The organism is Lysobacterales bacterium, from assembly GCA_019634735.1.
GTDB lineage: Bacteria > Pseudomonadota > Gammaproteobacteria > Xanthomonadales > UBA2363 > Pseudofulvimonas.
On sequence record JAHCAT010000005.1, the window covers coordinates 86,401 to 102,080 of the forward strand.

Consider the following 15,680-nt stretch of genomic DNA (forward strand, 5'->3'; position numbering starts at 1 on the left):
CTTCAACATGCTGCTGGCGACGCGCCGAGCATCGATCATCCCAGGTGTCCCGGCAATTTCCCAGCAAGTTCCCGTCTGGCCATGCCCCGGACGGGCGACGAAACGTGCCGGCACGGTGGTCTTCCAACAGGCCGTCAGGCCGTCTCCCCCTGCAGCCGGAACCGATCGGCATCCATCCAGGCCGGGAAGCGCTCGCGGTGCGCCTGCAGGTGCGCGGGGTCCAGGGTGGCGGTGACCACCTGGGCGTGGCTGCCCAGTTCGACCACCGGCTCGCCGGTGGCGTCGAGCACGGCGCTGTCGCCGGCGTAGTCGATGCCGTTGCCGTCGCGGCCGACCCGGTTGACGCCGACGCAGCAGGCCAGGTTCTCGATGGCGCGGGCGCGCAGCAGGGTGCGCCAGGGCTGCCGGCGCGGCGCCGGCCAGTTGGCCACGAACAGCAGCAGGTCGTAGTCCATGCGGCCGGCGTCTTTGTCCATACGATTGCGCAGCCAGACCGGGAAGCGCAGGTCGTAGCAGACCTGCGGCAGCACCCGCCAGCCGGCCAGCTCGACCACCGGCCGGCGGTCGCCGGCGGCGTAGCGGTGGTGCTCGCCGGCCATCCGGAACAGGTGGCGCTTGTCGTAGGTTTCGAAGCTGCCGTCCGGTCGCATCCAGACCAGGCGGTTCCAGGCTTTGCCGCCTTCGGCGATCACCACGCTGCCGGTGACCACGGCGTCCAGGGCGCGCGCCTGGGTGGCCAGCCAGATCAGGCTGGCGCCGGCCATGTCCTCGGCGGCCTCCACCGCATCGTTGCTGAAGCCGGAGGTGAAGGTCTCCGGCAGCACCACCAGATCGGTGGCGCCCGCCAGCGGCGCGATCAGGCCGCCGTAGTAGGCACGGTTGCCCTCCGGATCGTGCCAGCGGGTGTCGCCCTGGACCAGGGAGATGCGCAGGGGCGACAGGCTCATACCGCGCGCAGCCTTTCCGCTGCGGCGGCCAGCGTGTCTTCGCCCTTGGCGAAGCACAGCCGGACCAGGCGGCTGCCCGGCGGCCGCTCGTAGAACGGCGACAGCGGGATCGCCGCGACCTTGTGCTGCGCGCACAGCCACTCGCAGAAGGCCAGGTCGTCCTGGTCGCTGATCGCCGAATAGTCGGCCAGCTGGAAGTAGCCTCCCGGCACCGGCAACAGCTCGAAGCGGGAGCCTGCCATGGCCGCCCTGAAGAAGTCCCGCTTGGCCTGGTAGAAGGCCGGCAGTTCCAGGTAGTGCGCCGGGATCGAGGCCAGCACGTCGGCCAGCGCGCACTGCGCGGCATGGAAGGTGCAGAAGGTCAGGTACTGGTGGACCTTGCGGAACTCCGCCGACAGCGCCGCCGGCGCCACGCAGTAGCCGACCTTCCAGCCTGTGCAGTGGTAGGTCTTGCCGAACGAGCTGATCACGAAGCTGCGCTGCGCGAGCTCATCGTGGCGCAGCACGCTCTCGTGGCGGACGCCGTCGAACACGATGTGCTCGTAGACCTCGTCGGAGACCACCAGGATGCGGGTGTCGCGGACGATGTCCGCCAGTCGGCGCAGGTCGCCGGCATCGAGCACGGCGCCAGCCGGGTTGTGCGGGCTGTTGACCAGCAACATGCGTGTTTTTGCGGTCACCGAATCGGCGACCTGCTGCCAGTCGACGGCGAAATCGGGCAGGCGCAGCGGGATGCGCACGCAACGGCCGCCGTTGAGTTCGACCGCAGGCGCATAGGAGTCGTAGCAGGGGTCGAGCAGGATCACCTCGTCGCCCGGCTGCAGCACGGCGGCGAAGGCGGCGTACAGCGCCTCGGTGGCGCCGCTGGTGACGGTGATCTCGGCCTCCGGATCGACGTCGCGCCCATACAGGGACTTGGTCTTCAGGGCGATCTGCTCGCGCAGTGCCGGCACGCCGGCCATGGGCGCGTACTGGTTGCGGCCTCCGGCCAGGTGCCGGGCGATCGCCTCGAACAGTTCCGGCGGCCCTTCGAAATCCGGGAAGCCCTGGCCCAGGTTGAGGGCGCCATGGCGCGCGGCGAGCTGCGACATGACGGTGAAGATCGTGGTGCCGACGTCCGGCAGCTTGCTGGCGATGTGCATGCCGCCAAGCATAGCGAATGGCCGGCCGCCGGAGCATGCCGACCGGGGCGCTCAGGCGGGATCGGGCACCCCGGAGGCGTCGGCGCCGCGCTCGTCGGGATCGACCAGCAGCGCCACCGCATTGGCGTCGATCGCGCGCACCTGCTCGGCGAGCGCACGCTCGACCAGCAGGTACCCGCCGCGCATCTGGACCACGCCGAGACGGCCGTCGTTGACCTGCGGCATCTGCTCGGCGGTGACGTAGACGCGCCGGATCTTGCCGCCGTATTCGAAGTGCCTGGCCTCGTCGGCCTCGGGACTGTTGAGCGTCCTGCCCTCCAGCAGCGCCGTCACCGCCTCGCGCTGCCGGCGTCGGCGCTCGGCCGTCTCCCTCTCGATGCGCTGCCGCTCCTCGCGCTCGCGCTGCTCGGCACGCGCCCGGAGTGCGTAGGCCTTGGCCAGGTCGATTTCCTCCTGGCTGCGCGGCGCCGGCTTGCCCCTTGGCGCCGTCGCGGCGCCCCGGGTACCCCGCCCCATCGCACCGTCCGCGCCGGCGGCGCCCTTTCCGGCCCCGCTTCGGGCAGCCCCCCTGCCGCCGCCGCGAGGTCCACGGTCGCGGCCCCCGCCAGGCCGGACCTCGGGCTCGCGCACCGGCTTGAACTGCTCCAGGACACCGCTCTGGCGCAGGGCATCTCGCAGGGAACTGGTCATGGCGGTGTTTCGGTCCTGCCTCGGGGCGGCCAGCTTGCCCGCAGCCCGGCCGCCCGGCAAGTGGCGGCGCGCTGGCGCGCCATCGGATGCGAGGGTGCTGGCACCGACCCGCGGACCGGCGCGCAACCGCGACGCGGGGCTGCCCTGGCCGCATCGGAACGGTCGGCCGGCGGGTCCGCAGACGCAAGGAGCCCTCCGCCGGCACAGGACATCCATGGCACCTGGCTGCGCCCGTGCCGATCCAAAGGGCATGCGGACACTCGCTGGCGAGGCCGGCCTACGATTGCCCTCGCACGGAACGACCCCGCCCGATCCCGTAGTAGGCGATTCCGGCCGACTCGACCTCGCCCGGATCGTAGATGTTGCGGCCGTCGAACAGCACAGGCGTGGCCAGGGACCGGCGGATGCGCTCCAGATCAGGGCTGCGGAAGCTCTTCCACTCGGTGACCACGACCAACGCGTCGGCACCCTCCAGCGCGGACCAGGCATCCGTACACAGCACCAGGTCGGATCGCTCGCCATACAGGTTGCGCGCCTGCTCCATCGCTTCCGGATCGTGCGCCCGGACCCGAGCGCCATCGGCCCACAACAGCTCCAGGAGCGTCCGGCTGGGGGCTTCCCGCATGTCGTCGGTGTTGGGCTTGAAGGCCAGCCCCCAGACCGCGATGGTGCGCCCGCCCAGGTCGCCGAAGTGGCCTGCCAGCAACTGGTGAAGACGCAGCTTCTGGGCGCGATTGACGGCCTCCACCGCCTGCAGCAGGCGCGGCTCGCAACCATGGCTGCGCGCGGTGTGCTCGAGCGCGCTGACATCCTTGGGAAAGCACGACCCGCCGTAGCCGGCTCCCGGGTAGATGAAATGCCAGCCGATGCGCGGATCCGATCCGATGCCGCGACGGACCTGCTCGACGTCGGCGCCGACCCGTTCGGCGATGTTGGCGATCTCGTTCATGAAGCTGATCTTGGTCGCCAGCATGGCGTTCGCGGCGTACTTGGTCAGTTCTGCCGAGCGCACGTCCATCACGACGATCCGCTCGTGGTTGCGATTGAACGGTGCGTACAGCCTGCGCAGCAGTTCCACCGCCTGCTCGCTGCCGGCACCGACGACGATGCGGTCCGGGCGCATGCAGTCGTTGACGGCGTCGCCCTCCTTGAGGAACTCGGGATTGGAGGCGACCTCCACTTGCAGGTCCAGGCCCCGCGACGCCAGCGCCTCCCGGATCACGGCACCGACCTGGTCGGCGGTGCCGACCGGCACGGTCGATTTGGTGACCACCAGCAGCGGCCGCGCCATGTGCCCGCCGATGCTGCGCGCGACGTCCAGCACGTGGCGGAGGTCGGCGCTGCCGTCCTCGTCCGGCGGCGTGCCGACCGCGATGAAGGCGACCTGGGCATGCGCCACCGCAGCGGCGGCATCGGTCTCGAAGCGCAGGCGGCCGGCGGCGAGGTTCTCGCGCACCAGCGGCGCCAGGCCGGGCTCGAAGATCGGCACCTCGCCGCGCCGCAGGGCGGCGACCTTGCCGGCATCGATATCGACGCAGACCACCTCGTTGCCGACCTCGGCCAGGCAGGCGCCGGTGACCAGGCCGACATAGCCGGTGCCGAAGATGCTGACGCGCATGGGGGTTCCTCCTGACCTGGATGTTTCCTGAGACCGCTACAGCGTGGTGTCGGCCACGCCTTCACCGTCCAACGGTCCGCTGCCCGCACCACGAAGCGATCTCGACGGCCTCGCTACGCGTCCTCATGAAGTATCCAGGCCAACCGCAGCTGCCGGAGGATACATGGCGGTCGTTACGGGACCGTTGCCCTGGGCGGCCGTGCAGGCCAGCCGCGATCCCGGCGGTGCCCTCGGGGCCTGCACGCTGCTGGACACTGCACAGCCGCGCTGGCCGCGGGCACGATGGCGGGTCCCGCCGGAAAAGACGAAGGCGCCCCTGGGGGCGCCTTCGTCATCGATCCGCGTGCCGGCGGCCGCCGGCCGGGATTTCCCTTACTCGAGGATTTCCAGCAACTCGACCTCGAAGATCAGGGTCGCATTCGGGCCGATCGGACCCGGGGTGCCGTTCTCGCCATAGGCCAGGTCGGACGGGATGAACAGCTTGTACTTGCTGCCCACCGACATCAGCTGCAGGGCCTCGGTCCAGCCCGGGATCACGCCATTCAGCGCGAACTCGGCCGGCGTACCGCGATCGATCGAGCTGTCGAACTTGGTGCCGTCCAGCAGGGTGCCGACATAGTGCACGCGGACGCGATCGGTGGCGGCCGGCTTGCTGCCGCGGCCCTCGGTGATGACCTGGTACTGCAGGCCGGACTCGGTGCTGCGCACGCCCGGCTTGTTCTTGTTCTCGGCCAGGAAGGCCTCGCCTTCGGTGCGGTTGGCGGTGGCCTGCGCGGTGCGCTCCTCGACGGCGCGGGCCTGCAGCTTCTGCATGAAGTCCTGCTTGACCTGGTTGGCCTGCTCTTCGGTCAGCTTGGTCGGCCGACCGGCCAGCGTGTCCTGAAGACCCTGGACCAGCACGGCGACGTCCAGCTCGTCCTGGATCTGGGTGAGGTTGCGACCCAGGTCCATGCCGACCATGTAGCTGACCTTCTGCCTGTCGGTGGTCAGGTCCTGGGCGTGCACGGAACCGATTGCCGCGGCGAGCACGGCGGACGTCGCAAGGACGCGCTTGAACGAAAGGGACATCGGGTACTCCTGAAGGGAATGGGCTGCCGGCGTGCCCGCCTGGCGGGACATCGGGCTGCGAGGCCCGGCGCGGGCGCCATTGTGACGGCGCCACCCGGAAACGGCAACGCGGCCTCCGACACCCGTTCAGGCGCGAAGTTCCCGGCCTCGGGGCGGTCGAACCGGCCGCCAGCCGCGCTGGCTGGCCGGATCAGGCGGCCGGGTGGTTCAGGCGCCCGGACCCGGCTTGGCCAGCTCGGCCTCGATGGCCGAGCGCAGCGCGGCGTCGTCCGGCCGGGTCCGGCTACCGAACGAGGCCACCACCGTGCCATCCCGGCCGATCAGGTACTTGTGAAAGTTCCAGGCCGGCCAGGTGGCCCCGGCCTGGCCTGCCAGGGCATCGAAGAAGGGATGCGCCTGGCCCTGCTTCACCGACACCTTCTCGAACATGGGGAACTGCACGCCGTAGGTGTTGGTGCAGAACGCCTGGATCTCCTCCTCGCTGCCCGGCTCCTGGTTCATGAAGTCGTTGGAGGGAAAGCCCAGCACCGCGAAGCCCCTGTCGGACAGCTCGGCGGACAGGGCTTCCAGTCCCTCGTACTGGGGCGTGAAGCCGCACTTGCTTGCCGTGTTGACCACCAGCAGCACCTGACCGGCGTAGCGTTCACAGAGGTTGACCGCATCGCGGCCCGCCAGGGGCCGGAACTCGACGTCGAGCAGGGGTGCGGCACAGGTCTGGGCGCGAAGAGGAGACGCCAGGACCGCCAGGCCCAGGGCGAACAGTGCCAGTTTCATGCAGTTTCTCCGGAAGGTCGCGGAAAGCCATCGCAGAGTATGCGCCCCGCTGTTGGTGGCAGGTGAGGATTTCCGCGCGATCGAGCCGGCGCCGGGGGCGCCCCTGGGAAGGACATGACTTCCGGCAGGGCTTGACCAATGAGAATCTGGTGTTATAGTCCACCACAACACCAGTCAAGGAGCGCAGCAATGTTCGCCATCCTGCAACGACGGTTGACCCTCTCCGGCGCACTGGCCGGTCTGACCCTGATGGCCGGTCTGGTCCTGGGCCAGCCGCTGCCCGCCGGCCAGTCCGATCCGCTCGATGCGGCGACGCGTGCGGGGGAGGTCCGGCACCCGGCGGTCTCGCACGCCGAGACCGAGACCGCCAGGACGCCCTCGGGCCAGCGCGCCCACGACCTGTCCTGGCCGTTCTTCTCGTTCGGCCGCAACGGGGGGCGGCGGTCATGGTGAGCGAGTGGAGCGACACCACCCCCATCTACGTGCAGCTTCGCGAGCGCGTGCTGGCGCAGATCCTGGAAGGCGCGATCCGCCCCGGCGAGCCGCTGCCCTCGGTGCGCCAGGTCGCCGGCGACCTGGCGATCAACCCGCTGACCGTGTCCAAGGCCTACCAGACCCTCGCCGACGAGGGCGTCGTCGAGAAGCGCCGCGGCCTCGGCCTGTACGTCACCGAAGGCGCCGATGTCCAGGTCCGCGAGCGCGAGCGCGAGCGCTTCCTGGGCGAGGAGTGGCCGGCCATCGTGGCGCGCATACGGCGCCTCGAGCTGACGCCGGAACGGCTGTTGCGCGACCTGTGATCCGAGAAGGGAGAAACGCATGAGCACCATCATCCAGGCCCGCGGCCTGAGCAAGTCGTTCGGCGCCACCCGCGCCCTCGACCAGGTCTCGTTCACCGTGCCGTCCGGCCGCATCGTCGGGCTGATCGGCCCGAACGGCGCCGGCAAGACCACCGCGCTCAAGGCCATCCTCGGCCTGACCCCGTTCCAGGGCGAGCTCAAGGTCCTCGGCCTCGACCCGCACACGCAGCGCCAGCAGCTGATGCAGGACGTCTGCTTCATCGCCGACACCGCCATCCTGCCGCGCTGGATCCGCGTCCGCGAACTGATCGACTTCGTCGAGCGCGTCCACCCCCGCTTCTCGCGGGCGCGCTGCGAGGCCCTGCTGGCGAAGACCAAGATCGCCCGCGACATGAAGGTCAAGGCGATGTCCAAGGGCATGGTCGTGCAGATGCACCTGGCCATCGTGATGGCCATCGACGCGCGCCTGCTGGTGCTCGACGAGCCGACCCTGGGCCTGGACATCCTGCACCGCAAGGCCTTCTACGAGGCCCTGCTGAACGACTACTTCGACCACGACAAGACCATCCTGGTCACCACCCATCAGGTCGAGGAGATCGAGCACATCCTCAGCGACGTGATGTTCATCCAGGACGGCCGGATCGTCCTCGACGCCGCCATGGACACCCTGCCGGCGCGCTTCGCCGAGGTCCTGGTCAACCCCGACCAGCGCGACCAGGCGCGCGCCCTGGGGCCGCTGCACGAGCGCAGCGTGTTCGGCAAGAGCGCCATGCTGTTCGACGGCGTCGGCCGCGACCGGCTGGCCGCCTTCGGCGAGGTCCGCAGCCCGGGCCTGGCCGACCTGTTCGTCGCGATCATGAAGGAGAAGCAGCAATGAACGCCGTCGCCACCGTGTCATCCGCCCGTTCCGGCGCCGGCAGCCCGGTCGCCACTTTCGGCGCCCTGCTCCGTCGCGAGTTCTGGGAGCACCGCGGCGGCCTGTGGTCGGCGCAGGTCTGGACCACCGGCATCCTGCTGGCGCTGATGGTGCTGTCGCTGCTGATCGGTGAGGCGTTCCGGCTGAAGTTCGTCGGCAACGTCGACCTCTCCGGCGTGGCCGTGATCGGCCTCGAGCAGCTCGGACCGGCCGAGATGGCGGAGTTCCGCAAGGGCCTGGAGATCGGCCTGTGGGGCCTGGGCATGATCAACCAGATCGTCCTGTACTTCGTGGTGCTGTTCTACTGCATCGGCACCCTGTACGACGAGCGCAAGGACCGCAGCATCCTGTTCTGGAAGTCGCTGCCGGCCACCGATACCCAGACCGTGCTGGCCAAGCTGGTCACCGCGGTGCTGGTCGCGCCGGTGCTGGCGCTGGTCGCGATCGCCGCCCTGCATGTCGGCTTCCTGCTGCTGGTCGGGCTGTACGCCGCCTTCCACGGCGTCAATCCCCTGCCCTTCCTGTGGCAGCCGGGCATCTTCACCCGGGTCTGGGGCCAGATGCTGGCCACCGTCCCCGTGCACGCGCTGTGGGCCCTGCCGGGCATCGCCTGGCTGCTGCTGGCCTCGAGCTGGGCGAAGCGGGCGCCGTTCGTCTGGGCGATCCTGCTGCCGGTGCTGGCCGGCGTCTTCTACACCATGATCGAGACGGCGCTGCGCCTGCGCCTGCCCGGCACCTGGTTCTGGGAGCACGTGGTGGCCCGCATCTTCAGCTCGCCCGGCAGCATGGTGCTGCGGCCCTGGCAGTGGCGCGGCGACAACCCGTTCGCCCACGCCGCCGGCCAGGAGCAGCTGATGACCACCCTGACGGCGACCTCGACCTGGGTCGGCGTCGGCGTCGGCGTGGTCCTGCTCGGCGCCGCGATCTGGCTGCGCCGCTACCGCGACGACAGCTGAGCACCATGGCCCGGCGGCGCACCGCCGCCGGGCCCCGCCTGCTCCGCTCAGCCGGCGTCGTCGGACAGCGGCGGCTGCCGGAGCCCGGTCCGGATCAGGTGCAGATTGCGCAGATAGATGGCCAGGCCAGCGGCCTGGCCGGTGATGAACACCGGATCCTGGCGATGCACGGCGTAGGCGAGCAGCACCCCGCTGCCGGCCAGGCTGAACCACCAGAACGCGGTCGGCACGATGCTGCGGCGGGCGCGCTCGCTGGCCAGCCACTGGATGATGAAGCGGGCCGAGAACAGCGCCTGGCCGACGAATCCGACGATGATCCACGCCAGCGTATCGTTCATGGTGCGGTCTCCCTGGCAGGCGTGCGCTCGGTGACGGTGGTGGCGCGATGGCGCCGCAGCAACCAGGCGACGCCCGCCAGGTCGACCAGGCCGACCCAGAGCCGGTTCGCCACCCCGTACTTGGACCGGCCGCGCAACCGCGGCCGGTGGTTGACCGGCACATTGCGCACCTGCCAGCCATCGCGCCGGAACAGCGCCGGCAGGAAGCGGTGCATGTGGTCGAAGGCAGGCAGTTCGAGGAATGCCTGGCGCGGGAACAGCTTGAGCGCGCACCCGGTATCGGGACAGTCGTCGCGCAGCAGCCGTCCGCGCACCGCGTTGGCGATCCGCGACGACCAGCGTCTGATCGGCGTATCGCGCCGTGTCGTCCGCCAGCCGGCCACCAGGCCCAGGCCCGGCCCGGCCCGGTCGCGCTCGGCCAGCAGCAGGGGGATGTCGGCCGGATCGTTCTGGCCGTCGCCATCCAGGGTTGCGATCCAGGCGCCCCGCGCAGCGCGGATGCCGTTGCGCAGCGCCGTGCTCTGACCGCACTGGCCGGCATGGCCCAGCACCCGCAACTCGGGCACCTCGCCGGCGAGCGCGGCCAGGCGGTCGGCGGTGCCGTCCCGGCTGGCGTCGTCGACGCAGACGATCTCGAAGGCCAGGCGACCGCGCAGCGCAGCCACGATCTCGGCGACCAGGGGCGCGGCATTGTCGGCCTCGTCATGCATGGGCACGACGACGGACAGCGCCGGGGCAGGGAGTTCAGAGGGTCGGTTCATGGAGCTGTACTGGCCGTCCAAGGTCGGGTCCTGGCAGGGGGTGAGAGGTAGGTAGCCGCGCCACGCTGCGCCAGGCGTGGTCGCCCAGCGGCGACAGCGCGGCATCCGGACAGACAGGCGGCGTCGCCGGCGATCCGCCTGGCGGACCGATCAGCAGCGCGCGCGGGTGGTCGGCGGCCTGGGTGCACAGCTGCGCCGACAGGTCGCCGGGACGTCCGTCCGGGCCCGCCGCCGGCGCGTACTCGACGGGCAGGCCGGTGTACAGGCGCAGCCCGTAGTGGGCACGCTCGCCGACGAAGACGATGCGGTCGGCACCGTCCAGCCAGGACGACAGAGCGGCGGCTTCCGCCGCGGCGTCTTTGCTGCTCGGCAGGTGCGCGACGGCGGCCTTGACCAGCAGCATCAGGGCAAGCCATAGCGCCAGCCCCAGCCAAAGGCTGTGCGGTCCGGCATGCCCGTGGCGATGCGACAGGCGCCTTGCCAGCAGCAGACTGAGCGGCACCGCCAGGGGCAGCACGTACAGGTACATGCGCGAACGCGCCAGCACGAAGACGGTCAGCGGCAGGAGCAGCCACAGCAGCAGCAAGGCCCCCTGGGGATCCATCGCCAGGCGCCGGCGCCAGGCCGCCGCTGAGAACAACCCGGCCAGCTCGCCACGTCCGATCCCGAGCAACGGCAGCCAGGGCAGCATGGCCACGGTCAGCACCGGCAGGTAGACGACCAGCGGTCCATACCACTGGGCATTGCGGTGGTGCAGGCCGGTGAACACCCGCGCCACCACCTCGTCGCCCAGGAAGTAGCCGAGCAGGCCAGGCTGGCGCACCAGCATCGCCGCGAACCAGGACAGCCCGAGCAAGGCGAACAGCAGCAGGCCTGCGGGTGGGAACAGCGCCGCTGCAGCGCGGCGACCCTCGACTGCCGCGGCCCAGGCGACCAGGGCGAGCAGCGGCAGCAGGGCCGGCGGGCCCTTGGTGAGGAATCCGAGCCCGAAGGCCGCCCACATCGCAAGCAGCCAGGCGGAGCGACGCGCGGCATCGCGCGACAGCACGAAGGCGGTGACCGCCAATGTTTCCCACAAGGCCAGCAGCGGATCGGTGTTCACCACGTTGGCCGCCAGCAGCGGCAATGGCGAACCGGACCAGACCGCCACCGCCAGCCAGCGGGCCTCCGGCACCAGGCGATGCGCCAGCACCAGCACCAGCAGGCCACTGGCAACGAAGGCGAGCGCTGCAGGCAGGCGCGCCGCCCAGGCGGTGCGGCCGAACGCCGCAAGGCTCGCGGCCAGCGCCCAGTAGGTCAGCGGCGGCTTGGTGAGGTGGACCTGTTCGTCGTTGAGCCTGGGCACCAGCCAGTCGCCGCTGTCGAGCATGTGCAGAGCGACCGCCGTGTAACGCCCCTCGTCGGGCTCCCACAGGCTGCGTGTGCCCTGGAACGCGAACGCCGCCACCAGCAACCAGGCGCAGGCCAGCGCCGGCAAGGCCACGGACCGGGCTTCAACGACGATCCCTTGCGCTTGTCTGGACATCCGGGATCCCTGTGCCGGGAGGCGATGCCGGCGAGGATGGCGGCCACCACGTCGGACATCGGTCGGACCGGCATTAGGAACTGCTTAACAAGGCAGGGGACGAGCCGCTGGCCAGCGGCAGGCGCCCCCCCTCGAGCCCAACGACCGGGTAAACCCGTGCAGTGGCAAGCCGGCGGTTTCCGGTGCAGCAGCCGGACGGCCCGCCTGGGGCAGGCTGGAACAGGCACACGGACCTGCAATCCGTGGCGACCCGGCCCGCGGCTGCAGGGCATCGCCAGCCAAGGGGCGCTGCGCGCCCTGCCTCAATGCGTCCGTTCGGCCAGGCTGCCGCGCAGGTCCAGGCAGGCCCGGGTACCGCCGTTCGGCGCGGGCAGGAACGCCAGCGTCCAGCCGAGGTGGTCGCAGATGCGTCCGATCAGCGCCAGGCCCAGTCCGGCACCCCGGCCATCGCCGCGCCTGGCACGCTGGGCATAGAGACGGCCGATCTCGTCGGCGCCCAGTCCGGTACCGGGATCGCTGACGCTGACCACCCCGGCGGGCTCGACCTCGACACGCACGCACCCCCCGTCGCTGTTCTCGATGGCATTGCGCAACAGGTTGCCGATCGCCACATGGACGATCGCGGCGGGCGCCTGCAGACGGCTGGGCGCGAGGCGACCAAGCGCCAGGGTCAGCGCCTTGTCGGCGCACAGGTGCTGGTGGTCCTCGATGACGTCGGGGAGCAGATCCTCCAGGTCGAAGACATCGGCACTGGCGCGCAGGCGCGCCGGTTCCTTGGCCAGCACCAGCAGCAGCCTGAGCAGTTGCTCGATGCCGCCGGCAGCCTGGTTGATGCGACGCAGCGGCTTCACCAGGGCCGGGTCGCTGCCGATCCGCTGCGCCAGGACGTCGGCGGCACCGGTGATCACCGCGACGGGTGTACGCAGTTCGTGTCCGACGCTGTCGACGAACGAGCGCTCGCGCGCGACGAAGCCGTCGTGACGACGCAGGTAGGAATTGAAGGCTTCGGCAATGACCGTGATCTCCCAGCCATCCGCCGTCGACACCTCCAGCTGTTGCTGGAGCGCAGCCGGTTGCAGGGCATCCACCTGCGCCGAAAGCCGGTGCAGCGGCCTGAGCAGGCGGCCGCCCAGCCACCAGGCCAGCGCGCTCAGCAACACCGTTGCCAGGAGCGCGGAGGCGAGCAGGCCGGCAGCCTGCCACCATTCGTCGCGCTCGAGTTCGGTGATGTCCAGTGCCAGCAGCAGGCGGCCCTCCGGGATATCCTCGACGAGCACCGCCAGGACCTGCCCGGTCCGTGGGTCGCGGACTTCGTCATGCAGGCCCGGACCCAGGTCCGCCAGGTCGGGCGGGAGACGATCCAAGCCCTCGCCGTCCAGCAGCCAGCCACGCAAGGCCCCGGCATCGGGCAGCGCGGCGCGCAAGCCGGCGCGATGCCGGCCGAGCAGGACCTCGCGCTCTGCATTCAGCACGGCCTGCCAGGCGCGCGCCTCCACCGATTCGTGGATCCAGTAGCCCTGCAGCAGCAGGGCCGCGCTGAGCACCACGGCGAAGCCGAGCACGCCGACCGCCAGCCGGGCACGCAGGCTCCGTCTGGAGCGGCCCGGGTCAGGCACCCGCCGCCCCCCCGCCATCCTCCAGCCGGGCCAGCCGGTAACCCACCCTTGGCACAGTGTGCACCAGGGGCCTTGCAGATCCGGCGTCCACGACCCGGCGCAGTTCGTACATGTGCGAGCGCAGCAGGTCGGTGTCCGGCGGGCTGTCGCCCCAGAGCGTCTCCTCGAGCCGCGCCCGGGCCACGACGTCGGGGCTGGCCCGCATCAGCATCTCGAGCAGCTTCCGGCAGGCCGGGTAGAGCCGCAGGCTCCTGCCGCCCCGGCTGACCTCGAGGGTGCCCAGGTCGAGACGAAGGTCGTCGACCTCCAGGACCCGCTGCCGACTCTGACCCGCAGCCCGCGCGAGCACGGCCTCCAGCCGGACTTCCAGCTCCGGCAGCGCGAACGGCTTGGTCAGGTAGTCGTCGGCGCCGCTGCGGAAGCCGCTGATCTTGTCGGCGAGCTCGTCGCGTGCCGTCAGCATGATCACGGGTGTGTCCTTGCCGGCCTCCTGGCGCAGCTTGCGCAACAGCTCCCTGCCGTCCAGACGCGGCAGGCCCCAGTCCAGGACGATGGCGTCGTAGTCGTGACAGACCGCCAGGTGCAGCCCGGTGAGGCCGTCCGGCGCCGCGTCCAGAACGTGGCCACGCGCTTCGAAGTAATCGAACAGGTTGGCGACCAGGGCCTGGTTGTCCTCGACCACGAGCAGCTTCATGGCATCGCCTGGGGAATGCCGCGCGGAAGGCCGGCCTCGCGGACATAGTGCCGCAGGCCGTGTCGGACCGCCGTCGGAGTTCCCCCCGACGCCACTCCGACAGCGCAGCCGCCAGAATTCCCGCATGGCCCGATGGCACCCGTTCCGACCCGACCGCTGGCCGCTGCCGGCGCTGCTGCTGCTCTCGCTGTTCGTGCTCGGCACCGGCCTGGGATTGCGCCAGCCGATGCCGCCGGACGAGCCGCGCTTCGCGCTGATGGCGCAAGGCATGGTCGAATCCGGGGACTGGCTTCTGCCGCGCCGTGGTGACGAGCTGTACAGCCACAAGCCGCCGGTGTTCATGTGGCTGCAGGCCGCCGCGCTCAAGCTCACCGGCCACCTCCCGACAGCCTTCCTGCTGCCCTCTCTGCTGGCGGCGCTGCTGACCCTGGCCCTGGTTTTCGACCTGGCACGTCGGCTGTGGGGAAGGCGCGCGGCCGGCTGGGCACTGCTGGCGCTGCTGGTGACCCTGCAGTTCGGCCTGCAGGCGCGGCGCGGACAGATCGACGCCGTCCTGGTGGCGATGACCACGGCGTCGCTCTACGGCCTGCTGCGCCATCACCTGCTCGGAGGGCGCCCGGCCTGGGCGCTGCTGGGCTGGTTCATGGCCGGTCTCGGCACCATCACCAAGGGCGTCGGTTTCCTTCCCCTGCTGGCCCTGCCGCTGCTGGCCCTGTCCCGGCGCACCGGCGCCAGGCACCTGGCCGACCCGCGCCTTCAGCCGGGCTGGCGACGGGTCCGGCTGGGTCCGATGGCGTTCCTGCTGGCCACCGGCATCTGGCTGGGTCCCATGCTGCTCGCCGTCCTGGCCGGCGACGACCCGCAGGGCCGGGCCTATCTCCACGACCTGCTGTTCCGCCAGACGGCGACCCGCTACCTCGACCCCTGGCACCACCACCAGCCGCCCTGGTATTTCCTGGGCACCGTCCTCACCCTCTGGCTGCCGACTGCGCTGCTTCTGCCCGCCCTGCTGCCGGCGTGGTGGCGGCGCATCCGGCGGGGCGATGCGCGCGTGCAGGTGCTGGTCGGCTGGGCGCTGCTGGTGCTGATCTTCTTCAGCGCCAGCCCGGGCAAGCGCGAGGTCTACATCCTGCCCGCCCTGCCGGCATTCTGCCTGGCCCTCGCGCCCTTGTTGCCGGGCCTGCTTCGCCACAGCCGCATCCAGCTCGCCGCGCTCGGTTATGTCCTGCTGGTCGGCCTGCTCGCCGCAGGCCTGGCCGCTGCCGCACTGTGGCCGGACAGCGGCCCGGTCGCACGCGCCCTGGCCGACCGGGGCCTGGATCGCTTGCCGCTGCTGGCGCTGGCCGGCCTGGCAACGCTGGCAGGGGCGGCCTTCCTCATCGCCTTCGCAGCGAAACGCAAGGGCGCCGGTGTTGCCGTGCTGACGCTGACCTGTGTCCTCTGGCTGGTGCACGGGCTGGCCTTGATGCCGGCCCTGGACGACGCCAGCTCGGGACGCGCCCTGATGCGGTCGGTGGCTCAGCGGATCGGGCCGTCGGCCTCGCTGGCGCTGCTCGATTGGCCCGAGCAGTTGCCGCTGCAAGCCGACCGTCCGGTCCGGACCTTCGGATTCGAGCGCCCGTTGGAGGCGCAATGGCCGGAGGCCCTGGCCTGGCTGGCGGCCGATCCGGAACGGCACTGGCTTCTGGTCAACCAGCGCTCGTTGGCAGACTGCCCCTCGCTGCCTGGTCGGATCGAGGCCGGAACCAGCAACCGACGCCGGTTTGTCCTGCTCAGACACCACGCGCTGCTCGCCGACTGCATCGACGATCGACCAGCCGGTCAGCGCGATGACTGAC

General features: G+C 70.8%; 16 protein-coding genes. 5 read left to right on the plus strand and 11 right to left on the minus strand.

Annotated features, from left to right (window positions below):
- Positions 1-134 precede the first annotated feature (134 nt).
- From KF823_06500 to KF823_06525, 6 genes are all read right to left on the minus strand, one after another.
- Entirely contained in the window at positions 135-947 is an 813-nt protein-coding gene (locus tag KF823_06500) for an amidohydrolase (GenBank protein MBX3725552.1), read from the minus strand.
- Positions 944-2,089, minus strand: a complete 1,146-nt coding sequence (locus KF823_06505) for a pyridoxal phosphate-dependent aminotransferase (GenBank protein ID MBX3725553.1) — start codon at positions 2,087-2,089, stop codon at positions 944-946. The genes KF823_06500 and KF823_06505 overlap by 4 nt, the downstream gene beginning before the upstream one ends.
- Before the next feature lie 51 nt (positions 2,090-2,140).
- On the minus strand, positions 2,141-2,779 hold the full coding sequence (locus KF823_06510) for a DUF2058 family protein (GenBank protein ID MBX3725554.1): 639 nt from the start codon (positions 2,777-2,779) through the stop codon (positions 2,141-2,143).
- A gap of 277 nt (positions 2,780-3,056) precedes the next feature.
- Complete coding sequence (locus KF823_06515; GenBank protein MBX3725555.1) at positions 3,057-4,397, minus strand: UDP-glucose/GDP-mannose dehydrogenase family protein; 1,341 nt, start codon at positions 4,395-4,397, stop codon at positions 3,057-3,059.
- 372 nt (positions 4,398-4,769) lie between these two features.
- Entirely contained in the window at positions 4,770-5,465 is a 696-nt protein-coding gene (locus KF823_06520; protein MBX3725556.1) for an FKBP-type peptidyl-prolyl cis-trans isomerase, read from the minus strand.
- Between the two features lie 207 nt (positions 5,466-5,672).
- Entirely contained in the window at positions 5,673-6,239 is a 567-nt protein-coding gene (locus KF823_06525) for a glutathione peroxidase (protein MBX3725557.1), read from the minus strand.
- Positions 6,240-6,428: 189 nt separating this feature from the next.
- On the opposite strand from KF823_06525, the gene KF823_06530 reads away from it, so the two are divergent.
- Genes KF823_06530 through KF823_06545 form a run of 4 tightly spaced genes read left to right on the plus strand, consistent with a single transcriptional unit; the run spans position 6,429 to position 8,908 of the window.
- Positions 6,429-6,692 (plus strand): hypothetical protein, encoded by a 264-nt coding sequence (locus KF823_06530; protein ID MBX3725558.1) that lies wholly within the window; start codon positions 6,429-6,431, stop codon positions 6,690-6,692.
- Positions 6,686-7,036: a GntR family transcriptional regulator gene (locus tag KF823_06535; GenBank protein ID MBX3725559.1), complete on the plus strand. Its 351-nt coding sequence runs from the start codon at positions 6,686-6,688 to the stop codon at positions 7,034-7,036. The genes KF823_06530 and KF823_06535 overlap by 7 nt, the downstream gene beginning before the upstream one ends.
- 19 nt (positions 7,037-7,055) lie before the next feature.
- A complete protein-coding gene (locus KF823_06540) occupies positions 7,056-7,913 on the plus strand; it encodes an ABC transporter ATP-binding protein (GenBank protein MBX3725560.1) in 858 nt (285 codons plus the stop codon).
- The gene (locus KF823_06545; GenBank protein MBX3725561.1) at positions 7,910-8,908 is read left to right on the plus strand and encodes a hypothetical protein; all 999 of its coding nucleotides are present in this window, start codon (positions 7,910-7,912) and stop codon (positions 8,906-8,908) included. The genes KF823_06540 and KF823_06545 overlap by 4 nt, the downstream gene beginning before the upstream one ends.
- Before the next feature lie 47 nt (positions 8,909-8,955).
- On the opposite strand, the gene KF823_06550 is transcribed toward KF823_06545, so the two are convergent.
- The 5 genes from KF823_06550 to KF823_06570 form a co-directional block, all read right to left on the minus strand.
- Complete coding sequence (locus KF823_06550; protein ID MBX3725562.1) at positions 8,956-9,246, minus strand: lipid-A-disaccharide synthase N-terminal domain-containing protein; 291 nt, start codon at positions 9,244-9,246, stop codon at positions 8,956-8,958.
- Entirely contained in the window at positions 9,243-10,007 is a 765-nt protein-coding gene (locus tag KF823_06555; protein ID MBX3725563.1) for a glycosyltransferase family 2 protein, read from the minus strand. Before KF823_06555 ends, KF823_06550 begins: the two co-directional genes overlap by 4 nt.
- On the minus strand, positions 9,991-11,532 hold the full coding sequence (locus KF823_06560; GenBank protein ID MBX3725564.1) for a glycosyltransferase family 39 protein: 1,542 nt from the start codon (positions 11,530-11,532) through the stop codon (positions 9,991-9,993). The genes KF823_06555 and KF823_06560 overlap by 17 nt, the downstream gene beginning before the upstream one ends.
- Positions 11,533-11,834: 302 nt before the next feature.
- The gene (locus KF823_06565) at positions 11,835-13,148 is read right to left on the minus strand and encodes a HAMP domain-containing histidine kinase (GenBank protein ID MBX3725565.1); all 1,314 of its coding nucleotides are present in this window, start codon (positions 13,146-13,148) and stop codon (positions 11,835-11,837) included.
- Positions 13,141-13,842 carry a response regulator transcription factor gene (locus KF823_06570; GenBank protein ID MBX3725566.1) on the minus strand — a complete coding sequence of 234 codons (702 nt, stop codon included), beginning with the start codon at positions 13,840-13,842 and terminating at the stop codon, positions 13,141-13,143. Before KF823_06570 ends, KF823_06565 begins: the two co-directional genes overlap by 8 nt.
- A gap of 124 nt (positions 13,843-13,966) precedes the next feature.
- Between KF823_06570 and KF823_06575 the strand changes: the two genes are divergently transcribed.
- Complete coding sequence (locus tag KF823_06575; protein ID MBX3725567.1) at positions 13,967-15,679, plus strand: glycosyltransferase family 39 protein; 1,713 nt, start codon at positions 13,967-13,969, stop codon at positions 15,677-15,679.
- Position 15,680: the final 1 nt, after the last annotated feature.